The organism is Psychrobacter halotolerans (assembly GCF_039680845.1).
Classification (GTDB): domain Bacteria; phylum Pseudomonadota; class Gammaproteobacteria; order Pseudomonadales; family Moraxellaceae; genus Psychrobacter.
In genome coordinates, this window is the sequence record NZ_JBDKWD010000001.1 from 445438 (window position 1) to 469456 (window position 24019).

The 24019-nt window shown below is 43.4% G+C and carries 18 protein-coding genes and 1 tRNA gene; 6 read left to right on the forward strand and 13 right to left on the reverse strand.

The window, feature by feature from the left end; genetic code table 11:
• The first annotated feature begins 608 nt into the window (after positions 1 to 608).
• Positions 609 to 2195 carry an isocitrate lyase gene (locus AAJP47_RS01890; protein ID WP_346716211.1) on the forward strand — a complete coding sequence of 529 codons (1587 nt, stop codon included), beginning with the start codon at positions 609 to 611 and terminating at the stop codon, positions 2193 to 2195.
• A 115-nt stretch (positions 2196 to 2310) separates the two neighbouring features.
• Here AAJP47_RS01890 and AAJP47_RS01895 read toward each other — a convergent pair whose 3' ends face one another.
• Positions 2311 to 3513, reverse strand: coding sequence for a DUF4349 domain-containing protein (locus AAJP47_RS01895; protein ID WP_346716212.1), 1203 nt, complete (start codon positions 3511 to 3513; stop codon positions 2311 to 2313).
• Between the two features lie 235 nt (positions 3514 to 3748).
• On the opposite strand from AAJP47_RS01895, the gene AAJP47_RS01900 reads away from it, so the two are divergent.
• The gene (locus AAJP47_RS01900; protein ID WP_346716213.1) at positions 3749 to 5290 is read left to right on the forward strand and encodes a CYTH and CHAD domain-containing protein; all 1542 of its coding nucleotides are present in this window, start codon (positions 3749 to 3751) and stop codon (positions 5288 to 5290) included.
• Between the two features lie 209 nt (positions 5291 to 5499).
• Here the strand turns inward: AAJP47_RS01900 and AAJP47_RS01905 are convergent, their stop codons facing one another.
• Positions 5500 to 6015 carry a L,D-transpeptidase family protein gene (locus AAJP47_RS01905; RefSeq protein WP_346716214.1) on the reverse strand — a complete coding sequence of 172 codons (516 nt, stop codon included), beginning with the start codon at positions 6013 to 6015 and terminating at the stop codon, positions 5500 to 5502.
• A gap of 168 nt (positions 6016 to 6183) precedes the next feature.
• Between AAJP47_RS01905 and AAJP47_RS01910 the strand changes: the two genes are divergently transcribed.
• Positions 6184 to 7467, forward strand: a complete 1284-nt coding sequence (locus AAJP47_RS01910) for a hypothetical protein (protein ID WP_346716215.1) — start codon at positions 6184 to 6186, stop codon at positions 7465 to 7467.
• A 331-nt stretch (positions 7468 to 7798) separates the two neighbouring features.
• On the opposite strand, the gene AAJP47_RS01915 is transcribed toward AAJP47_RS01910, so the two are convergent.
• Positions 7799 to 9037 carry an argininosuccinate synthase gene (locus AAJP47_RS01915; RefSeq protein WP_346716216.1) on the reverse strand — a complete coding sequence of 413 codons (1239 nt, stop codon included), beginning with the start codon at positions 9035 to 9037 and terminating at the stop codon, positions 7799 to 7801.
• Between the two features lie 384 nt (positions 9038 to 9421).
• Between AAJP47_RS01915 and pyrC the strand changes: the two genes are divergently transcribed.
• From pyrC to AAJP47_RS01930, 3 genes are all read left to right on the forward strand, one after another.
• A complete protein-coding gene (gene pyrC / locus AAJP47_RS01920) occupies positions 9422 to 10492 on the forward strand; it encodes a dihydroorotase (RefSeq protein ID WP_346716217.1) in 1071 nt (356 codons plus the stop codon).
• 296 nt (positions 10493 to 10788) lie between these two features.
• Positions 10789 to 11445: a ribonuclease T gene (gene rnt / locus AAJP47_RS01925; protein ID WP_346716554.1), complete on the forward strand. Its 657-nt coding sequence runs from the start codon at positions 10789 to 10791 to the stop codon at positions 11443 to 11445.
• 537 nt (positions 11446 to 11982) lie between these two features.
• Positions 11983 to 12058 (forward strand) — tRNA-Glu (locus tag AAJP47_RS01930).
• Between the two features lie 394 nt (positions 12059 to 12452).
• Here the strand turns inward: AAJP47_RS01930 and AAJP47_RS01935 are convergent.
• The 10 genes from AAJP47_RS01935 to AAJP47_RS01980 form a co-directional block, all read right to left on the reverse strand.
• Positions 12453 to 13061 carry a BLUF domain-containing protein gene (locus AAJP47_RS01935; RefSeq protein WP_346716218.1) on the reverse strand — a complete coding sequence of 203 codons (609 nt, stop codon included), beginning with the start codon at positions 13059 to 13061 and terminating at the stop codon, positions 12453 to 12455.
• A 358-nt stretch (positions 13062 to 13419) separates the two neighbouring features.
• Positions 13420 to 14166 carry a 2-C-methyl-D-erythritol 4-phosphate cytidylyltransferase gene (gene ispD, locus AAJP47_RS01940; RefSeq protein ID WP_346716219.1) on the reverse strand — a complete coding sequence of 249 codons (747 nt, stop codon included), beginning with the start codon at positions 14164 to 14166 and terminating at the stop codon, positions 13420 to 13422.
• Positions 14167 to 14291: 125 nt separating this feature from the next.
• Entirely contained in the window at positions 14292 to 14600 is a 309-nt protein-coding gene (locus AAJP47_RS01945; RefSeq protein WP_346716220.1) for an FtsB family cell division protein, read from the reverse strand.
• Between the two features lie 131 nt (positions 14601 to 14731).
• A complete protein-coding gene (eno, locus tag AAJP47_RS01950) occupies positions 14732 to 16048 on the reverse strand; it encodes a phosphopyruvate hydratase (protein WP_346716221.1) in 1317 nt (438 codons plus the stop codon).
• A gap of 309 nt (positions 16049 to 16357) precedes the next feature.
• The gene (locus AAJP47_RS01955; RefSeq protein ID WP_346716222.1) at positions 16358 to 18751 is read right to left on the reverse strand and encodes a heavy metal translocating P-type ATPase; all 2394 of its coding nucleotides are present in this window, start codon (positions 18749 to 18751) and stop codon (positions 16358 to 16360) included.
• Positions 18752 to 18950: 199 nt separating this feature from the next.
• Complete coding sequence (locus tag AAJP47_RS01960) at positions 18951 to 19175, reverse strand: heavy-metal-associated domain-containing protein (RefSeq protein ID WP_346716223.1); 225 nt, start codon at positions 19173 to 19175, stop codon at positions 18951 to 18953.
• Between the two features lie 294 nt (positions 19176 to 19469).
• Positions 19470 to 19724, reverse strand: coding sequence for a heavy-metal-associated domain-containing protein (locus AAJP47_RS01965; RefSeq protein WP_346716224.1), 255 nt, complete (start codon positions 19722 to 19724; stop codon positions 19470 to 19472).
• 19 nt (positions 19725 to 19743) lie between these two features.
• The gene (kdsA, locus tag AAJP47_RS01970; protein WP_346716225.1) at positions 19744 to 20619 is read right to left on the reverse strand and encodes a 3-deoxy-8-phosphooctulonate synthase; all 876 of its coding nucleotides are present in this window, start codon (positions 20617 to 20619) and stop codon (positions 19744 to 19746) included.
• A gap of 330 nt (positions 20620 to 20949) precedes the next feature.
• Positions 20950 to 22584 carry a CTP synthase gene (gene pyrG / locus AAJP47_RS01975; RefSeq protein ID WP_346716226.1) on the reverse strand — a complete coding sequence of 545 codons (1635 nt, stop codon included), beginning with the start codon at positions 22582 to 22584 and terminating at the stop codon, positions 20950 to 20952.
• Positions 22585 to 22803: 219 nt separating this feature from the next.
• The gene (locus tag AAJP47_RS01980) at positions 22804 to 23931 is read right to left on the reverse strand and encodes a porin (protein WP_346716227.1); all 1128 of its coding nucleotides are present in this window, start codon (positions 23929 to 23931) and stop codon (positions 22804 to 22806) included.
• Positions 23932 to 24019: the final 88 nt, after the last annotated feature.

Below are 24019 nucleotides of genomic sequence, written 5' to 3' on the forward strand. Positions count from 1 at the left end.
AAGATACTGTTTTTTATACAATATAGATTACAGAAATACCAAAGATAATTATCATAAATTAGATAAATCTCAGTGAGGCGGTTATAGTGAAGCTCATGGATGATTTGTCACACAGACCATAAAATTCAGATTTATAGGCGGTTTGCATTCATCTAAATGACGCAATGAGCTGATAGGTTATTAGATTAAATGGACAGCAAAATCTGGTTGATTGGCAACGACCACTAGCAAGAATGATTTGTAAAACTGTCTTTGTCATTCGCCCCGTCTATTATTGTAACATTTCTTATTGATCGTGATGGCGGCATCAATCAATAAATAGCGCAAGCCCTTTAGAATGTATGAGTAAGCTCGGTTACCATTGATTCGCCATCCATTATTTTTAACTACCGAGTTCAGCCATTGCCTTGTATTCGTAGATAGGTTTGTTTATGGTAAATAAAAGGCGTTCATCGATAGCCTACAATAACCCAAACCAATCATGCGACGTCTAAAGCGAGATTTTTTCATAACACGATTTAATAACATTAAAGTTTTAGCCATACCCAATCGTCATTATTTTAGCACTTAATTTATTTGTTTATCATACCCCACCAAGGAGACTACAGATGTCAACTGCATATAAATCAGCGATCGACTTAGTACGTGAACTAAAGCAAAAGCACGGTAACTGGCAAAATATCAGCGAAACTGATGCGGCACGTATGATGTCTCAAAACCGTTTTAAAACGGGTTTGGATATCGCCAAATATACTGCAAAAATCATGCGTCAAGACATGGAAGACTATGACAATGATACGTCTCAATATACTCAATCTTTAGGCGCATGGCATGGTTTTGTGGCACAGCAAACCATGTACGCTAAGAAAAAATACTTCGGCACCACCTCTAAAACTTATATCTACTTATCAGGTTGGATGGTAGCTGCCCTACGTTCTGAGTTTGGTCCTCTACCTGATCAGTCTATGCACGAAAAAACATCAGTGCCTAAGCTAATCGAAGAGATTTATACTTTCTTACGTCAAGCAGATGCCAAAGTATTGAACGATTACTTCCGTGAGCTAAACGCTGCTGAAGAAGCAGGTCAAGACACCTCAGCGATCTTAGAAAAAATTGAAAACTTTGATTCTCATGTGGTGCCAATCATTGCTGACATCGATGCAGGTTTTGGTAACGAAGAAGCCACTTACCTATTGACCAAGCAGATGATCGAAGCGGGTGCGTGTGCGATTCAGGTTGAAAACCAAGTATCTGATGCTAAGCAGTGTGGTCACCAAGCGGGTAAAGTTACCGTACCACATGAAGATTTCATCTCTAAACTAAACGCCATTCGTTATGCATTCTTAGAGCTTGGTGTTGAAGACGGTGTCATCGTTGCTCGTACGGATTCTGAAGGCGCATCGCTCACACAAAAAATCCCAGTATCAAATGAGCCAGGCGATCTTGCTTCTAAATACATTGATTTCATCGAAATGGAAGAAATCTCTCTTGAAGATGCAGACGAGAACGACAGCTTACTTAAGCACAACGGCAAACTGGTACGTCCAGTTCGTCTACCGAACGGCTTATATCAGTTCCGTGAAGATACCAACATTGACCGTGTTGTCCTTGACTGTGTGACTGCGCTAGAAAACGGTGCGGATCTACTTTGGATTGAAACCCCGACTCCAGACGTAGAGCATATCAAATCAATGGTTGACCGTATTAAAGAGCAACAACCTAAAGCGAAGCTGGTCTACAACAACAGCCCATCATTCAACTGGACGCTTAACTTCCGTAAGCAAGTGATCGCACAGTGGGAAGCAGAAGGCCAAGACGTTTCTAAATACAATAAAGACGACTTGATGAGTGCCGATTATGATGGTACTGAGCTTGACAAAGCCGCTGACATCGCCGCGAAAAACTTCCAGCGTGATGCGTCACGTGAAGCCGGTGTCTTCCATCACTTGATCACGCTACCGACTTACCACACGACCGCGCTTAGCGTTCATGAATTGGCTAAAGGCTACTTTGGTGAAGAAGGTATGCTTGCTTATGCCGCTGGTGTACAACGTAAAGAGATCCGTGAAGGCATCGCTTGTGTTAAGCACCAAGCCATGGCAGGCTCTGATCTTGGCGATGATCACAAAGAGATCTTCTCAGGTGACAACGCGCTAAAAGCAGGCGGCGGCAAAAACACAATGAACCAGTTCTAATCACTGATCATTTATAACCGTCAGTCTTAAAAAAAGCCGCCCTACATGACGTAGGGCGGCTTTTTTATATGTTTTTATTGACACTCTGTTATTGTGAGCTTTTTAGTTTTCCATTCTAATGCTTAGCATTCTTGCTGTCAGTCTCTTTAGCCTTGTCCGTATTATTACCTAGCTGATTGCTCTTTATATTCTCTGAATGATTAATTTCTGGATTTTCACCCATTAACTCACGTCGTATATTTTTTATACGAGGGTCATTTTTGAAAAACTTACGATAGATTGCTTTTATCATTCTATAAATGAGATAGAAGACACCACCAAGCACAACCAGCCACCATAATTTTATAAGACCCAATGCCAATGACCTGAGTATATTCCAGCCATCTTTGAATGATTGGTTAACTTGCATACTAAAATTTGGACGCTCAGCATCTAATATTACCTCTAGATTTTGCGTGGTTTCTTTATAACTGATATCTGGCTGCATAAATGTCAGGCTGATGGTACTGTATTTGACTTTATCTGCCATATCCATCTGCTCAAGCTGAGCAAGCGCTTGCTGGCGCCGAGCAGCATAAGTGGCAGTAATAGCGTCGACGTTACTGCCTTGATCTTTGTCATTCTTACTATCAAGACGTTCTTGACTAAGCTCGCTTGCCATGTCCTTATTTAACTGGCTGGCAAGTTGTTCACGGTATATATCCAATGTGACATCTTGCGCGCTAAACTGATGCTCATTTAAAAACGCGACTTGCTGTTGTAGTTGCGCCAAGAACTTATTGACATTGACTCGCGGAACACGAACGATCATATCAGCCTGACGCGTATAAGTGGTAAGCGTAATATTTTTATCGCCTTGTACAAAAGTACGGCTATCACGTGGATAGTTGCTAATATTACTGAGTGCGACATAACCACCTTGTTGCCGCGTTAAATTCTCAATGGCATTACTACTTTTGACAACCTCTTTAACTTTAAAATCAACACTGGCAGTAATCAGCAGCTCCTTACCAGCAATTTGAATATCTGCCGCTTGGCTACCCAGTACTGGTTCACTACCACCTGATAAATTATCAATACTTAAGTTGCTAGCGGTAGGCTTTGCATTTGTCGTTATATCTGCTGAACCCTCAGATACCATTTCGTTTATCGAATCATCTGTCACTTCTTCCAATTCGGTTTGAACGGACTCACTCTCTGAATATTCATTAGAATTACTACAACCACCGATCAATATGAATGATCCCAACATTGCTGGCAGTAGTAAAGCTTTTAAACTCAGTTCGAGATAGGACTGATGAGCATCATGATGACTCAAATGAAGACATAAAACTCTCTTTTTATCCGTCCTTGTATTACGTTTATCCACTTTAGTTTTTACCGTATAGTCAGTCATTTAAAACTTACTTTTGTTTGTTAATTTACTCAATTATAGTGATTAATGATAAAAAGTATACTGTTAATATCAGAACGCTATTTTAAGTCTAAATTTTGCTTGTTATTCGCCAATAGCTTTCATAGGATGGAAGCAATTAAATTTATTAGGAATCGCCATGCAAGAAATAGAGCTGAAGTTTTTGGTGCCAGAATCACGTCTAAAAGGCTTGATGCGGCAAACGCACGTCAAATCCTCACAGGTGATGCAGCTGGCCGCCCACTATTACGACACGGATGACCAGAAACTGGCAAAAGCTGGTATTGGCTTACGTATTCGTAAGGAAGGTGATAATTGGGTACAGACCATCAAAGCGGGTGGAGATGGTATCGTAGCACGTCTAGAACACAATGCGCTATTGGACAATGAGCACGTTCAAACCATGCTAGATAATAATGCACTCATACCTGACTTAACCATTTATCAGGACACCCCTATCGCTGCTATTTTAGATGACTTTAAAATCAAAAAACTGTCCAATCAGCTGACACCACTTTATGTCACTGATGTACAACGTACCACACGCTTGCTGGTAGACAAGACAAGCAACGACTCTGATTACGGTTCTGGTAATCTTCCTGAAAACAAGATCGAGGTTGCATACGATCAAGGACAGATTATTCATGGTAATGACCATACTCAGCGCGACACCATTCAAGAGATTGAATTTGAATTGATATCGGGCGATGTGGATTTTTTATTTACGACTGCCAAAACTTGGTGCAAACGCTACAAGCTTTGCTTATCTACCGTCACCAAAGCAGAGCGCGGTGGACTGCTCATCAAGGAGCAGCGTTACAGCCAAGCCGTTGGCGCTGATCTTAGCCAAATGTCCATTCATAAAAAAATGAGTAAGCCCGCTTTTGTCAGAGCCGCCGTACATAACTGTCTGCTCCAAATCCTACCAAATAGTAGTGCAATCGTTGCAGGTAGCACTGATCATGAGCATATTTTACAATTCCAAACGGGTATTAAACGTCTGCTCACGGCGATAACTGCCTTTGCAGACTTCTCTGATGAGATCAATCCTGACTGGCAACCTATCTTGCAGCAAACGACGGCTCTACTTGACGACTATCGAGAACTGACGTACTTAGCAAACCACGTAGAAGCCGAACTACAAGCCTATGATTCACCTGCCACCGATTGGACGACTGACATTAAGTTGCTCAAAATCAGCCCAATGGATGCGGTAAAAGCCAATGATTTTCAGCTCACCTTGCTAGAGCTGATTGCATTTACCATGAGTGATCCAGAGCTCGAACCGCAAGGTAATGAGCGTACTATCGATAAGCTCACTCAAATCCTGTCTGAGCAGTACGAGCGCCTTATTGACCTTGATAGCGTTAAAGAAGCAGATTCAATAGATTCGTTGTACAATCAACTAGAGAGGCTACGATATGTCAGTGAGTTTTGTGCGCCGTTATTTGGCAAAAAATCCTCTAAAAAGAAAGCCAAACGTAGATTGAAGCATTTAGTCAAAGCGCATAAGGCTCTCAAAAAATATCATGCCCACACCCAGTACCATCAGCGTTATGTATTAAAGGCAGGGACCGAATCCAATGCACTATATGGCACGGGCTGGTTTGCCGCTATGCTAGAAAAAGAGGACAAAGGTATCCAAAAACGCTTGGATAAAGTTAAGGAAAGTGCAATCTAAATGCTTTGAGTAAAATGCTTTATTTTATTAGCATTTAGTTTTATTAATGCTTTACTGCAACGCTATCCCAATCACTCTGTCTCATGCTTAGAATGAAGTGATTTAAAAAACCGAATAAAAAAAGACAGCTTACATGGTGTGAGCTGTCTTTTTTGCTTAAACGCTGCTTTATCGTTAAGCTGCTAAATTCATGACATAGTCATTATGCTCTACTCAGCCACAATAGTCACCGCCATGCCTTCCTCAACTTGCTCAAACAATTCAATGATGTCTTGATTGCACATACGCACGCAGCCATGCGAGAGTGGCAGACCCATCGGTTCAGTGTCTGGCGTACCATGAATGTAGATGTAACGCTCGTAAGTATCACAGCTTCCTTGAGCATTGCTACCTTTGTTGATACCTATCTCAAGTCCACTGAGCCATAAGATACGACTCAATATCCAATCGCGCTCAGGATATAACGCATCAAGCGCTGCATCATATATCTCGCCAGTTGCAACACGACCAACGAACACCGAATGAATAGGCGCATCTTTACCTATTTTGTCTGCGATGATGTGTTGACCAAGGGGCGTACAGCCACTATTTTCTTGACTACCTAGCCCATTTTTAGCAGTCGATACCGAGTATTTTTTGATTTCACGTTGCTGCTGGTACACCGTCAAGGTTTGCGCTGCAATATTAATGATTAGCTGACTATCGAGATTGTTAGGATCATTCATGGATACGTCCGGCGTTTATTTATAGTGAAACCAACCATAGGTTTGTCATCTGTTGGGTACAAACCAATACGATGGATGAAAAATGATTGGAAATTTCTATTATCAAGGGATTGTAACGTGGCATTTGGCACCGTAAGATAGGGGCACACTTTTTGATGCTAGCAGATTATGACGACTATTTCACCGACACGTGTGTCGATGTATGATTTTCTATATCAAGATACCATGCCTATGCTGCCCTTGTTGGCAGATGCCGCCCAACTGTCCTTACCGCAAGCGCGTCTGGCAACGACGGCCAGTTTACAAGCGATTGTTAGTGCGCTTCTGGTTTATCAGCAGCGCCATCAAGGGCAAGCCGTTAACAAAAGATTATTTGGCCGCGCGGCTGTCAAAGAGCTGCGCCAATTCAACTCTATGAATTTTGCGACGCTTAATGCGACATTATATCATCGTCATGATGCCGCAGACGCCATATTTCATGATAATGCCCTTGTGATAAAAGCGAGCGAGCACATCGCTACACAAATCCATGCAACAGTACGGCAAGCCCAAATTTTGCTAACGACTTTATGCGTGGTTGCGCTACGTGAATTGGCTATTTTGACAGAGTACAGCCAGCTTGATCACGATGAGATTGATAAATGGTTTGCGCTACAACCTCAGTTTTTGTTAGACGCACGCTTTGCCGAGGACATCTCTGACTTAGCTTCTAGAGAATCGACAGAAGCTCACGAAGACAAACAACCTGTAATTACGGCAGAAAACGCATCAAGTCCAGAACAAGAACCAACGTTAAATAGCGCTAACAAACCCCATGCATCAGACACTACGCTGGCAACCAGTTCGCCACCGGCTTTTGATCCTTACTGGTTTACGCTGACTGATTTTAAGTCTCAAAGTCAAGCACCTGTACAAGATATGCAGCTGGCAACGGGCAATTATTTAAAAGCCATCGGTCGCTCACCGGACAACCTACAGCAAGGGCGTCACAATGACATGCTGGTGTTTGCTGAGATGCACGCGATTGCCTTACCGCACCAACGCTGGTTATTACAACTGGCAAAAATATCAGATATTTATCTGAGCCGCAATCGCTTGCGCATAAACTCTGAGCCGACCACTCCACCAAAGCCGCCTTTGGTTAGCTTAGGATTGATCGGTGGCAATAGTGACAATATCCCGACTACTATTAGCGAAAAACCGATTGAATACGACGCATCAATGCCGCTTTGGAAGAACCCTGTCATTCTTATCATTGTTCTTGTCATCGGTGTCTTGGGCGCGCTTGCCACTCTTAAATATCAAACGCAAAAAGCCAACGGTCGTCTCCTTGCGACAGAGGAAGTGTCTGAACAAGATATTAACGAGCAGCGTCAGCAGCAAGATGTGGCGATTGTTAGGGTCGATGATGATGATGAGAGTAGTACAGAAGACGTAGACAATTCAAAATAGGGAGAACGGTCATAAAGTAGCCATAGCCGATAAATCTTAAAAAGAGTACAGCACTATGGACGTAAATTTTGCGCCGTCTCTGTCTGCGAAAGCACAGCAAGCAAGGAAAACTTGTTTCAGTAGCGCGTGATAATGACTGTGCTTTTTTTATTTAGGATTGACTGTATTTTCATTTGACGCTGATTCTACTTTAGACTGGCTCTACTTTAGGCTAATTCTACTTTAAAAAGCACTCCCATAAATAGCCATAAAAAAACAGAGGCACTATTTTATAGTGCCTCTGTTTTTATGATGATTTGGCGTTTTAACCAAAGCAAAATAAGCTAAAAGCTTACTTTGACAAGTCACGACCACGGCTGGCTTCGATAGCAAGACGTAGACCGTTTAGACGGATAAAGCCTTCTGCATCTTTTTGATCATAAGCACCCGCATCATCTTCAAACGTGGCAATTTTTTCATCAAACAATGAATCGTCTGACTTACGGCCAACCACACTGACACAGCCTTTGTATAGCTTCACGCGTACAGTACCGTTGACGTGTTCTTGAGACTTGTCGATCAGTGCTTGCAGCATCATACGCTCAGGGCTGAACCAGTAACCGTTGTAGATGATTTTTGCATAGCGTGGCATAAGCTCATCTTTTAAATGCGCAGCCTCTCGATCTAGCGTTAATGACTCGATACCGCGATGCGCTTTGAGCATGATTGTGCCAGCTGGCGTCTCATAGCAGCCGCGTGACTTCATACCCACATAACGGTTTTCAACGATATCTAAACGACCAATACCATGCTTACCGCCAATTTCATTGAGCTTAATCATAATCTCATAAGGCTTAAGCGTCTCGCCATCGATTGCAACGATGTCCCCTTTTTCATACTCAAGCTCTAAATACTGTGCTTCGTCAGGTGCTTCTTCTGGGCTCACTGACCAGCGCCACATATCGTCTTCTGCTTCTGCGTACGGATCTTCTAAAACCCCACCTTCATAAGAGATATGCAGTAAGTTGGCATCCATTGAGTAAGGCGATTTTTTGCTACTGCCTGCATAGTCAATCGCGATATCATGCTCTTTGGCATATTGCATCAAGCTTTCGCGGCTAGACAAATCCCACTCACGCCAAGGCGCAATGGTCACCACGTCTGGCGATAAGGCAACCGCACCCAACTCAAAACGTACTTGGTCGTTTCCTTTACCCGTCGCGCCATGACTGATGGCATCGGCGTTGTGTTCTTTAGCGATTTCAACCAAACGCTTGGCAATCAAGGGACGGGCAATAGACGTTCCTAGTAAATACTCACCTTCGTAGATCGCATTGGCGCGGAACATGGGGAACACATAGTCACGAGCGAATTCTTCGCGCAAATCTTCGATATGAATGTTTTTGATACCCATGGCTTTCGCTTTGGCGCGTGCTGGCTCAACTTCTTCGCCTTGACCAATATCAGCGGTAAAAGTGATGACTTCTGCATCATAAGTTTCTTGTAGCCATTTAGCGATGATGGAGGTATCAAGACCACCTGAGTATGCCAATACGATTTTATTGATATTTTTTGGATCAAGTTGAGCCATGAATAACCCCTATTATAAGAACGTCGCTTTGGTAAAAGCGCTAAGATTGAATCGAAAAATACATTACGTGTTCAGTGTACATCATATTTACTATAGGCAAAAGTGCAACTGACATAAGGCGTCTGTTTCGGCTTACATTTTGAGCGTTTATAGTTTCATGTTTTTTATTTGACTCCTTTTTTTTGATATTCCTTTACTAAAATTTTTGATTAGCACTTTTTGATACTGGCACTTTTTGACTTAACGATACGTTGAAAATTAATCAACGAATTATGTACAGATATTTGGTCGCATATTTAGTCAAGTAGGCAAATCTGTTATGATAGCGCTACAGCATCCCCTCCTTTTATTTTCATATATGAAGACATAGAGCGCGACAACCTTATGACTGATTCGATTAGAGAGTTGACTATCCTCCAGCCAGATGATTGGCATATTCATCTACGTGACGGTGAGGCGCTAAGTACGACCGTACCGCACGCAGCCAGTAGCTTTAACCGTGTCATTTGTATGCCAAACCTAGTACCACCCGTGAAAAATGTCGATGAGGCACTGGCCTATCGCGACCGCATTTTAGACCATTTGCAGACCAGCGACATAAACGATGAGCGAAAAGCGGCGTTTGATCCGCGTATGACCTTGTATTTGACGGATAATACGACCGCACAAGATATTGAGATGGCCGCCAAGTCAGGTATTGTCCAAGCCGTTAAGCTCTACCCGGCTGGTGCTACCACCAACTCGGCTGATGGCGTCACTGATATCAACGCCTGCGTCGATGTCTTTGAAGCGCTAGAAAAATATAATCTGCCTTTATTGCTACACGGCGAAGTCACGCAAGATCATGTGGATATTTTCGACCGTGAAAAGCGATTTTTGGACGAGGTATTGGCACAAATTATTATCAAGTTTCCGACATTAAAAATCGTTATGGAACACATCACCACCAGTGATGCCGCAGACTTTGTATTGGCGCAAGGCAACCAAGTTGCTGCCACTATTACGCCGCAACATTTGATGTTTAATCGTAATCATTTACTGGTCGGTGGCATCAAGCCGCATTTTTATTGCTTACCTATCTTAAAGCGTGAAAGCCATCAAAGAGTATTATTGGATGTGGCGACCAGCGGCAATCCAAAGTTCTTTTTGGGTACCGACTCCGCCCCGCACGCAACGGACAAAAAAGAAGCGGCTTGCGGTTGTGCTGGTTGCTATAGCGCGGCGACCGCTTTACCACTATACGCCACTGCCTTTGATAGTGTGGGTAAAATCGACAAGTTAGAAGGCTTTGCCAGTCGTTTTGGTGCCAATTTTTATGGCTTATCGGTCAATGAAAGTACGATTACCTTGGTCAACACACCCATGCAAGTGCCCGCCAATTATCCTTATTTAGAGGGTGGATTGCTGACGCCACTGATGGCAGGTGAGAGGCTACCTTGGTCGATCAAAGCATAAAGCTCATAAACCATTAAGACGCTTTTTTATTTTATCCTATGATATAACGGGCACCCTTATCACAAGCGGTGTCATTTTTATCATAGGAGACGCCTTTTTTTAATTACGGTATTTTCTCATTACTGTATTTTTTAATTCTTATAATAGTACGACTGATAAAAGTGATTTAACCTGATATGACCACTCAAAACGATGCCACCTTATCTGACGACAATTCATCAAACACTTTAGTAAATAGTGTCAGCCCTATATCAAATACTCCCGATGGCGATTTGGCAACAGAAGCGCAAGCACCCATGCGCTTAAAAGAGCGTTTTCGTAAGTTTCTGCCTGTCGTTGTGGACGTTGAGACAGCCGGTTTTAATGCCCAAACAGATGCGCTATTAGAAATTGCTTGTATTCCTATCCTACTCAATGATCAAGGCATATTTTATGCAGGCGAAGCGTTTAATGCGCATATTGAGCCCTTTGAAGGGGCAAACTTAGAGCCAAGTGCCCTTGCCTTTACGGGCATTGATCCTAACAATCCGATGCGTAAAGCCATTGCTGAAGACGAAAAAACGGCTCTACGCCGTATTTTTAAAGGATTAAAAGAGATACGTCGTGCTGAGGATTGCCGTCAATGCGTGTTAATCGGACACAATGCCCATTTTGACTTGTCTTTTTTAAACGCCGCCGTATTACGTACCAATAGCAAAAGCCACAACCCTTTTCATAATTTCTCAGTGTTTGACACCGTCACCCTCTCGGCATTGGCGTTTGGTCAAACCGTACTGGCAAGAGCGTGTAAAGCAGCGGGACTTAATTTCGACGGTAAAGATGCTCACTCGGCGTTGTACGACACGCAAAAAACTGCGGAGCTGTTTTGTTATATTCTTAATCACTACCCTATGCTCGCAAACGCCATGCACGCTGAAGCAACTGACGAAGCGCCCACCGACGATGATAAATAAGCCGCTCTCACATATCACGCCTTGCTAACCACTGCCAATAATGTTATTTGTAATACTTAATGACTTTAGTTGTTTAAATATTCAGTCGCTTAAATACTTAGCCGCTTCAATATTCAGCTACTTAAATACTCAGCTACTTAAATACATGGTCATTCAAAAATAAGAGAACAGGGATCAACTGCTAGATAATTACCACAAAAGAGCGTTTACATATTTATAGATGGTGTAAGTTACCCACGATGAATTAAGAGCAAACATTATGAAGGCTTAATGGGAGGGACTTTATCATGGATCCACACTTCAAGTTATGGGGAACCATCATTGGTTATATGCTGCTAGCACTAACCATTAGCATCTGTACTTCTTTATGGATTCGATATCATTTAAAGCGTAAAGACTTGCATCCTCGCCGCGCTCTCAGAAAAAGATATTTAATTTCTAAAAGGCGTAAAAAAAGTCTTGACAGAAAACGCGGACACCATTAGAATACGCACCACTTCAGCATAAATGGTGAAAGCAGTTGAAGTGTTGTTACTAGTCCCCATCGTCTAGAGGCCTAGGACACCGCCCTTTCACGGCGGTAACGGGGGTTCGAATCCCCCTGGGGACGCCACTATTTGGCGTCACTTATTAGCAAAGTTGCTACAAAGCAGTCAGTAAGACTAATAAGCGTACCACCGAAGAAACCCAATCACGATATATGGTGATTGGGTTTTTTTATGCCTGTCGTTTCTTATCTCTATTTACTATATATAGCCAATTCGTTCTACAGTCAGATCGCGATAAAAGTAGTCAGCGTGGCTGGTATGAATTTTTTGCCACCTCTGTCCGCAACGCCGCAGCCAGCAAGAAAATTTATACCATTAGAATACTATGACGTTATGCACCACTTTTATTTTGGATGAATTATAACCACTCTAGCGATTTTCTGCTGTACCCAATAAAAAAAGCCAGCCCATTAGGCTGACTCCAATTTTAAATAACATCTATTTATACTAGCCAATCGCTTATAGCAATAACCAAAATAGCGCCAGTACAATCAATGCCCCGAGTATGGCTTGAATTAAAAAGAACACTTGATGCTGACCGATGACTTTACCCAATGTCAGACCTAGCGTACTGTATTTAATAGGCTGAGTATCAACCTTATCGCTTTCTACCTGCTCTTCGTAATAACGCTGTAAAATAGCTAAAAATTCCTTATATTCGTTAGGCGCCCACTTGTCAGGTGTGAATGGCATAAAATCTTTCAGTTTAGGCTCACTCACCATCCAACGCTCAAGCGTGATAGAACGCAGCGACCAACCCGCAAAACGTCGTTCAGCAATCGCCGAAAAATCCAATATTTTTAGATTTTTATGGCGATCATCTAAGAGCAAACGATTCTTAAGATCAGTCAGCGCTTGTTCAGTACCTTCTACACACTGTAGGAAGTATCCATTGCCGTAGCAAAGAATACCTGTAATATTGTCTTCTTTATTGCGATTGACAGCGATTTCTGCGATGTCATTGAGCGTGCCTGAATCTGAAAGCCCAGTCGATGTGATTTGGCTCAAATAAACAAGCTGGTAAAGCTCTGCGGTTACTGGATTTGTAGAATCATTGAGTGTTGACAATCAGCTTCTCCCTATAATCAGGTCTATGTAGCTAAGACAACCATACTAAATTTAGAAAAAATATAGGAACAAAACCCCTTAATTGGTTTTGTATATTATTGATTTTATAAATATTTATATTAATTGTATTAAGTTGGTTACATCATATGCTACTTACGTCATCAAAGCAACTTATGATTATATTAAATTAGTAACTATCATTAGTAAACTTTTTTTTATAACTGTTTGTAAAGCCTACTGAAAATGCATCTTAGTAGCCAGTTTCTACACAAGTTATCACGCTTATATAAGGACAAAAATAAACGAAGATAAATGATATGAATGTAGAAGTTAAGAGGGCTGAAATATCTGAATCTTACTAGATCGTTGATTGAGCAGTAAGGATAGCGCCAATCAATACAGCATCATCCGGATAAGTCAGTTTGAGGTTTTGACGGCTACCAGTGACAAGGCGAATGGGCAAATCTAAATACTCAAACGCACTGGCTTCATCGGTAATCGTGAGTTGGTTTGCGGACACATGGTTAAGTACCTGCCTTAACGCGCCCAATCGGAATACTTGCGGCGTTTGTGCTTGCCACATATGGCTGCGATCAATAGTACGCTTGGCATAAGTATGCTTATAACTTACGTCTAAGGCTTCCTCAGTCAGCTCAGATGGCGTGTAAGCCGTTTTTAGGGTGTCAGCCACTGGTGTGGCTAAAATAGCGCCGTAAGGATCTCCCATGGCCGCCTCAATGACTTGATCAATATCATGCCTAGGTACGACAGGACGCGCTGCATCATGAATTAAGACCAAATCAGCGTCATCAGCACCTATACGATCGATAGCGGCCACACCTGCTTGTACCGACTGCCAACGCTCTTCACCACCAACCGTATAACGCACAGGAAGCATAAAATCGAGCGTCTGCGCGGTACTGTCCTTTGCTGCTATAACCAGTAAGCATTGATCAATGTACTTACTACAGGCAAGCCGCGCCACACTATGTTGCAGCAACGTCTGTCCTTGCAGCATCGTATATTGTTTGGCAACAGGCGCACCAAAACGACTACCGCGACCAGCAGCGACAATCATGGCATAAATACGAGGAGATTTATTCATAAACTAGCACTCATGGTCAAAACCCATGAAAGATTGGCTAAATAAAAAAACATCAATCGAAGATAATACTAACTGTAGACCATGTTTGTACTATATAAACATAGGTGGGGTGAAATTTTGAGAAATCAATAGCGAGTGTGGGTCGTTGGGGCCGTAGATACTTGGACGAATGTCTCATTTGGCTTAATCAAACCCAAATCTAAGCGTGCATGCTCTTCGACGGCTTCAAGACCATTTTTTAGGTCGTAGACATCAGTACGTAATAAGTTGTTGGCAGCGACTTGGTTGTCATTCAGGTGCTGCTGCTCTTCAATCTGAGTCAACAGTTTATTGTGCCCAAATCGACCGTTCTCACCCAGCCAATACTGATATTGCAGTCCCAACAGCACTGCAACCGCTAAAGCAAGTAACATAAATTGGCTAAAGTATTTCATATAATCACGCCAAACGATAAAAAATGGTAAATTAAAAATAAGCCACGCTTATTATCAGCTAACGCTGCTGAGCAATATACTCTCATCTTAATGAGTCTCTATTGCTCAGCGGCAGCTACAATGACAGATTCTTAACCACGTAACCCGATAAATTCTTCGCGGCCACGGTAGCTTGCACGTACTTGTTGCTCGATACGCAGCAATTGATTGTATTTTGCCACGCGGTCTGAGCGGCACAGTGAACCCGTTTTGATCTGACCGGCTGCGGTGCCAACGGCTAAATCGGCAATGGTGCTGTCTTCCGTCTCACCTGAGCGATGGGAGATGATGGTCGCATAGCCGTTTTTCTTCGCCAGATAAATCGCATCTAGTGTCTCTGATAACGTACCGATCTGGTTAAATTTGATCAAAATTGCGTTGGCAATGTGCTTATCAATGCCTTCTTGCAAGATAGCAGGATTGGTCACAAACAAATCATCACCGACCAATTGGACTTTATCACCAATCTGTTCGGTCAGATACTTCCAACCATCCCAATCTGACTCATCAAGGCCATCTTCGATAGAGATAATAGGATATTGACGCGCCAGACCCACGAGATAATCTGAGAAGCCTTGGCTATCAAACGCTTTATTGCCTTCGCCTGCCAGTACATACTGACCGTTTTTGTAAAACTCGCTTGCGGCGCAATCTAGAGCCAGATGAATGTCCTCACCTGCTTTATAGCCAACTTGCTCAATCGCTTGCAAAATAACGGTGATGGCTTCTTCGTTGCTACGTAGGTTTGGGGCAAAACCGCCTTCATCACCGACTGCTGTATTCAAGCCTTGTGATTTTAGAACCGATTTTAAGCTGTGGAAAATCTCTGTACCAGCACGGAGGGCTTCTGAAAAGCTTGTGAAGCCAACTGGCTCAATCATAAATTCTTGAATATCGACCGTATTGTCCGCGTGCTCACCGCCATTCAGGATATTCATCATCGGTACAGGCATGGTGAGCGACGTCTGGTTGCGCAAATTGGCAATGTACTGATGTAGTGGCAGATTTTGTGATTTGGCAGCGGCTTTAGCGGTTGCAAGCGATACCGCTAACAGGGCATTGGCACCAAGACTGTCTTTGTTTTCTGTGCCATCAAGCGCAATCATCATATCATCGATGCTTTGCTGTTCGGTGACGTCTTGATCCATCAAGGCACTACGAATCTGGCTGTTGACGTTAGCGACCGCTTTTTTAACGCCCTTACCCATGTAGCGATCTTTGTCGCCATCACGCAGCTCAAGCGCTTCACGTGAGCCAGTAGAAGCACCACTTGGAGCAGCAGCACGACCAATAGTACCATCAGCTAAGATTACATCAGCTTCGATCGTTGGGTTACCGCGCGAGTCTAAAATCTCACGGGCGCGAATGTCTTTAATTGCGGTGACGTTGTTGGTTTCTTCAGCGTACATAATGTCTGTTAATTCCTTTGGTCATGCCAAGTTTATGGGATAAATAACGGCAACTAGAATACAAAAAAGGTAAAGCAAACTATCGTATCGTAAATTCAATATAAAAGTGCTATATATGGGCTACTTTAAGTATGGCGTAAGGTCTGTTGATGACAGCGACAGCCCGCTATAGTGCTTGGCATCATATCATATTTATTCGTAAACTGCCCTTATCTTACACCGACTTGCCATCATAATATTTAACACAAAAACCAGTATTTACGTTTATGGCCTGCGCTCAATACTCATGGATATTGATTAAAATGACAGTCATGCTTTTGTGGCAGTGTCTGTCTTAATACGAGAAGCAGACACGGTGTTGTCAAGCGCTACCTCTGTCTTAAACCGAGTCAATCGTAAGGCATTCATCAATACAGAAATGGAGCTTAGCGCCATCGCAGCCGCCGCAATCATAGGGTTTAAAAAGCCAAATGCAGCAAGCGGAATACCAAGACAATTATAAATAAAGGCAAAAAACAGGTTTTGTTTGATATTGCGTAGCGTTGCTTGCGCGATTTTTTGTGCCGCATCAATATGCATGAGCGACTCGCCCATCAAGCGGGCAGAAGCACTGTGCTGCGCCACATCTGTGCCTTCAAACATAGCAAAGCTTGCATCGGCGGTTGCCATCGCTGGTGCGTCATTGACGCCATCCCCTGCCATAGCAACTTTATGCCCAGCCGTTTGCAACAAGGCAATTTGACTGGCTTTGTCACGCGGGCTCATTTTACCATAGGCTTGTTCAATACCCAGCTGCCCTGCTACATGATCAACGACAGACTGCTTATCACCACTCATCAAAATAACGCGAGTACCTGCCTGTTGTAACGCAGTAATGGCCTGAGGCGTATCCGCTTTTAAATCATCCGCCAAGGCAAAAGCACCTAACGGCTCATCATTGATACTCACTGCTACCGTGCTGGCAATTTGCCAAACTTTTGGCATCAGTTTGGGCAGCTTTAAGCTTGCAAATTCTGCTGTCCCAACCTTGACCAAACCCAGTCCATCGATATTGGCTTGAATCCCCGCGCCCTTTACGACATTGATATCATTCACCAACAATAGGGGCAATTGACGTTTTGCCGCCGCGTGAATAAGTGCGGTCGCTAATGGGTGGCTGGCATGCGCCTCGACACTGGCTGCAATTTGTAATACATCATCGACTGCCAAAGACTTATCTACCATCAGCTTATCCACGATGGTGGGTCTGCCGATGGTCAATGTGCCTGTCTTATCGAGCACGACGGTATCAATATTACCTGCCGCCTCAAGACTTTGCGCATCTTTAAACCAAACACCGTGCCGCGCAGCCACACCCATACCTGCCATAATCGCCGCTGGCGTGGCCAATCCTAGCGCACAAGGACAAGCAATCACCAAAACCGATACTGCGTGCATGAGCGCCGTATCTACCAGACCTGTCAGCCACCAAGTCAACCCAAAGGTAATCAAAGCAATGGTGATGACAACGGGGACAAAGATCGCCGTTACTCTGTCAGCGAGGCGCGCCAAGTTGGCTTTTGAGCCTTGAGCGTCACTCAGCGCTTGTACCATATCGCCAAGCTTGGTATCACTGCCTTTAGCACTGACGCGATATAGTAAGCTACCATTTTCTAGCAGTGCACCTGCCATCAACGTATCACCTTCATCTTTTTTGAGCGGTACTGACTCCCCTGTTAGGTGACTTTCCTCGCACCAGCCGCTGCCGTCAATGACCACACCATCGGTTGCGATACGGCTACCTTGCTTGACACGCAATATATCCCCTTTTTGCACCTCTTGAAGACTGACACTATGAAACTCACCATTGGATGCTTGGCGCTCTACTTCATCAGGAGTTAATGACAATAATAAATCAATACTATTGAGACTGTGCTTTTTGGTACGCTCTTCAAGATATTTGCCCGTTCGCACAAAAGCAATGACCATTACGCCAGCCTCAAAATAGACGGCAGGACTGTTACTCATACTGTGGCCACCCATATGACTACTATGCAGCAAGCTGTTTAAGCTCCCATCGCCATGAGTGAGCCACAGGTAAGTCGAATATGCCCAAATGGTTATGGTGCCAATGACAACCAACACATCCATATTGGCAAGACCACCTTTAATAGACGCCCAAGCACTCTTATAAAACGGTAAGGCCAGCCCAAACTGCACAATCGTGGCTAAAATAAATTGAACCCAAATAGGCGGCATCCACGCCATGCCCTCTCCAGCCAGCATACCTACCATGCCCGCTAAAAACGGTAACAAGCATACCCACAACCCAATCAACCGCCACGGATACTGCGTGGTAGTGTCTTCATCGGTTTGTGCAAACAGATTATCAGCGGTTTGCAAGTTGGCAACAAAGCCTGTTTTGTTCACCCATTCTGTTATTTGCTCAGGCGTCGTCTGCGCTGGATCATAATCAACATTGGCGGTCTCGCCTGCAAAACTTACATTCACCTCGTATACTGAAGGCTTTTTATTAAGCACCTTTTCGATACGTGACGCACAAGCCTGACAGCTCATGCCATCAATACCAAGCTGCAGATGAGCACACTGCGGCGAGAGTGTCGTTTTGGCTTGAATGTCAGTATCGACATCATAGTCATTATTACTGTTATTTTTATTGTTATTGTCAATATCATGAGGGTCAGTATGGGTAGAATCTTTCATAAGTGGGACTCGTATGGCGTTTTTAATTGATATAGGCCATAAAAACATCGGTGGGTGAAGGCTACTAAAGCAAACAAATTAACATTCAATAGGCGCAATTTTAAACACGTTGATTCATTTTCTTCAGTCTACAATATCAATCTTTTCTCATTAAAAAAACCAGCCATGATAGCTGGTTTTTCTAAACAACAAATAAAATTTATGAATTGGCAACGCTTGCATCAAAGCCTGCGTCATCGATAGCGGCAGCAATCGCTTCTACGCTGGTTTTGCTGTCGTCAAAAGTGACGGTGGCTTGATTGGTATCAAGCTCAACACTCATGGTATCTAACCCATCAATGTCTTGTGTCGCACTGTGCACACTTGCCACACAACCGCCGCAAGTCATGCCTTCAATCTTAATAATACGTGTTTGGTTTGCCATGTAGGGCTCCTTATTGTTATTGGTGAATAATCTACTTTTACAACGGTCTTTTTTATGTTGCTGTCCTTTAAAGACCGATTGGAAAGCATAAAACCAGCATAAACCGAATCACGGGCGACAACAAGGCGGTTTGGTTATTGCTTTATTAATAATGTTAAAGTCCAGCAGCGGTTTAATTACCGTTTAATCATAATGGGTAACAGACACGTATTTAGGTATCAATCTATTAAAAACCCAAAGTTAACCGTGCTATTCAATCATTATTCACCACTACTTCCTCGGCAACCATAAAGATTAATCATCATAACGCGGGTTTTGCGGTGCATCGATAGGAAATGGCTGGGTCACATAATCCACCATACTAATTGCCGCCGTAAAGGCATGAATCGTTGTGTCCGTGTCATCATAACGGATGGTAACGGTGTTACTTGCTTTGTCCAAATCGATAGCAGTCACGCCTGTGATGTTTTTCAATGCCGTCATCACACTGTCTAACCCTTCGGCATCATCGATATTTTCAATACTTACCTGCGCCATTTTTATCGCCATGGTCTTATCCTCTTCCCTATTAATGAGTATCGAGTGTCTCAAAGCCTTTAACCAAGTCGTCAATCTGCTTAAGTTGACGCAAGAATGGTTCTAATTGATTCATTCTTAAGGCACAAGGGCCATCGCATTTTGCTGTTTCTGGATTGGGATGCGCCTCTAAGAATAGCCCTGCCAGTCCTGTTGCCATACCTGCACGTGCCAGCGTGGTGATTTGCTCTCGGCGTCCACCTGCACTATCGCTACGCGCGCCCGGTTGCTGCAAGCTGTGCGTCACATCAAAAAATACCGGAATGTCCATTTGCTTCATCGTATCAAAGCCAAGTATATCCACGACAAGATTGTTATAACCAAAGGCACTGCCACGCTCACACAGTATCAACTTATCATTGCCACCTTCAAGACATTTATTAACGATATGACGCATCTCATGCGGCGCTAAAAACTGGGCTTTTTTAATATTGATAATCGCATCCGTTTTCGCCATCGCATGCACCAGATCGGTCTGACGTGACAAAAAGGCAGGAAGCTGGATAATGTCAGCCACTTCGGCCACTGGCGCTGCTTGATGCGGTTCATGCACGTCTGTGATAATTGGCACTTGGAATTTTTCTTTGATTTGTCCGAGCCAATCAATGCCCTGCTCTAACCCAGGCCCTCTATAAGAGTGCAAACTTGAGCGATTGGCCTTGTCAAAGCTGGCTTTAAAGACGTAGCCAATACCCAAACGCTGACATATTTCAATATATTGCTCAGCAATCTCGAATGCCAACTCTTTGGATTCTAAAACATTCATTCCACCGAACAACACAAAGGGTTGATCGTTACCAATATTGATTGTCTTATTGTCAGGCGTTTTAAGGTGGATGTGCGATTGTGCCGCTGATAAATTTTCCATTAAACCGTTATCCTCTTTATTGTTGTTCGTGTCTGTATGTCACATTGTAACCGATAGACCCATGAAAAAAAGTATTCAAGCGTAATTACCTGCAATCAATAATTAAGTCAATATATAGCCAATCCACTATAAAAAAAATACAGCAATACGGGCGTACATTTTGCGAAGCCTCTGTCACGCTTGCGAACAGCCAGCAAGGAAAATTTGTCCCAGTAGCACATGACGCTTGTATGTACTACTTTTATTTTAGATTGAAAATATATAAGCACAAAAAAAGACCAATCCGAAGATCAGTCTTTTTTAATAAATAGCGGCGTATTGCTTTGATTATTATTTGGCTGCGGTGAAGTTTTTCGCCGCTTTGACAAAGCTGTTAAACAATGGATGACCACCACGTGGTGAGCTGGTAAATTCCGGATGGAACTGCACCGCGATGAACCATGGATGCTCAGAGATCTCTACCGACTCTACCAAATGCTGCTTGGCAGAATAGCCTGAGATGGTCATACCTGATTGCTCTAATGGCTCTATATAGCGGTTGTTCATCTCATAACGGTGGCGATGACGCTCAGTGATATTGCTTGCGCCATAGATTTGGCTCAGCTTACTGCCAGAGACCAGTTCGGCTTGCTGAGCGCCTAAACGCATCGTACCACCAAGGTCTGAATCATCGCTACGAATCTGTAACTCGCCGCGCTCATCTAACCATTCAGTAATCAAACCAATGATAGGCTCGGCTGTCTTACGATCAAACTCAGACGAGTTGGCATCGATCTTCAGAACATTGCGTGCGTACTCGATCACCGCCAACTGCATACCAAGACAAATACCCAAATACGGTACGTTGTTTTCACGCGCATAAGTAATGGCTTTTATTTTGCCATTGGTGCCGCGCTCGCCAAAACCGCCTGGTACTAAGATTGCATCGGCATCGCTCAAACGAACAAATAAAGTCTCATCACTCTCTAAAACTTCTGCATCGATATAGTCAATTTTGACATCAAGCTTGTGGGTGATACCAGCATGCAGCAAGGCTTCGTTAATCGACTTATAAGCATCAGGCAATTCAACATATTTACCCACCATCGCCACAGTCACTGTCGCTTCGGGGTTAAGCTGGGCCTCTACTACTTTGTCCCAATCGCTCAAATCTGCTTCTGGCACATCAAGACCAAAACGCTCACAAATCAAATCATCAAGGTCTTGCTCATGAAGCGTACGTGGTATCTGATAAATACTTTGCGCATCTTCACACATAATGACGGCGCGCTCTTCGACATTGGTAAACAGCGCAATCTTACGACGGTTATCTTGTGAGATGTGATGATCAGAGCGGCAGATCAAGATATCAGGCTGTAAACCGATAGAACGCAGCTCCTTGACAGAATGCTGGGTTGGTTTGGTTTTGGTTTCACCTGCACTCGCGATATAAGGCACAAGCGTCAAATGCATGAGCATCGCTCTATTGCGACCAAGCTCCACTTGCATTTGGCGTACGGCTTCCATAAATGGCAGTGATTCAATATCACCAACGGTACCGCCAATCTCGATAATAGCGATATCGTAGCCTTCGCCACTTGCCAAGATCTTGTTTTTAATCTCATCAGTGATATGCGGAATCACCTGTACCGTACCACCAAGGTACTCACCGCGGCGCTCTTTGTTGAGCACATTTTGATAGATGCGGCCGCTGGTAAAGTTGTTGCTCTTACTCATTTTTGAATGACGTAAAAAGCGCTCGTAATAACCCAAATCTAAATCCGTCTCAGCACCATCTTCGGTCACGAATACTTCGCCATGCTGAAACGGACTCATCGTACCTGGATCAACGTTGATATACGGATCCATCTTGGTCATCGTAACGGTCACGCCACGTGCTTCTAAGACCGCTGCCAGAGACGCTGCGGTGATACCTTTTCCTAGTGAGGATACCACCCCACCGGTCACAAATATAAATTTGGTCATAGTAATCTGTCGGTAATTGGTAAGGAAGGATTTTACTAAAAATAAGCCACAAAATATAGGGCAAAAGCACAAACTATTTAAAACTCTTCGTCTCTAACTCGTATTTATTCAGATTGAACGATCTCGGCAAAAAATTCATAATAAAAAACCACGCCAAATAATAAGACTAATATCAGAAAAAAACCCAACGCGGTCACTTACTCTGCATGATGATTTTTATTAAAATAAATACTCTAAGCCGCCGCCAGCTGCCACTACTTTGATATCAGCTGCTTTACGCGCATTATCCCGAGGGTCGTTATAATCAGTTGAGTTTTGACCAATGTATGCGTGGGCAATGATATTGTCTTTAAATTCATACTCACCGCCTAGCACTATTTGTTTGGACTCGTTGTTACGAATGCCATTTAAATTGTCGGTTTGATTGTACTGAACATAAAGTGATGCCGGATGCGCAAATTGCTTCAGGCTCATATTGGCGCTGGCAATGAATCCTTTTTCTGTGATCGCACCATCAAAATCATAATCGGCTTGTTGGTAAACAGCGCCTAGCGTGACGGGCGCTTTCATATCGACATAGTGATCGATATCTAAGGTCATGGTACCGCGAATCACATCACCGCCATAGTTGACTCGTCCATCAAGGTTTTTATCGGTGACAAAATCTTGTACATTAATGCTGCCATTCGCCTCAATATCGCGACTAAAAGCGATCGCAGTATCAATGCCTTTATTAGATGAATAGTTTACATAAGCACCGATGCCAGCATCGCGATCCTCACTCTCTTCATTCGTGGCATACTGCATCACTACATCTATAGGCAGAGTATCAAATTGCGGCGCAATCCATAAGATAGAATTGTCTTTACGGGTATAATCGATCATGTTAAGCGCTGAGACAATATTGTTCGAGGCCGGTATGGTTTTGCCCAAGTTGTCCCAATAAGCTCGCGCCACCATTGGACCATAGGCATAGCCTAGTACTGACGTATTACGTCCAACACGCAGCTCACCAAAGTTTTTGTTCTTGATACCCAAATAAGTGTCGCGACTATTGAATGCGTCGCTACCAGAACCATCAATTTGAATACCGTACTCTAAGCGATAAATTAAATCCGTGTTATCGGTCAAGGCTTCAGAACCACGCAAACCCAATCTTGAAAAGTTTGAATTGATTTGTACATTATCGCTATCGACGCGATCAAAGCGATTTGGTTGATTATCAGTGCTGACGCTAGTATCACTATAATCGGTGGTCACAAAAGCTTTACCGTATATCTCCGGCGCCGCATGGACGGCAGCTAGCGGTAACATTGTCATGCCTGTGACTAAAAATACGTTCTTCATTGAAATACCTTTTCTACCATTTCATTTCTGTCATGTAGAGTTCTGTAATACTTAAAATCTTAAAATGCTTTTATCAATCGCGCCATTA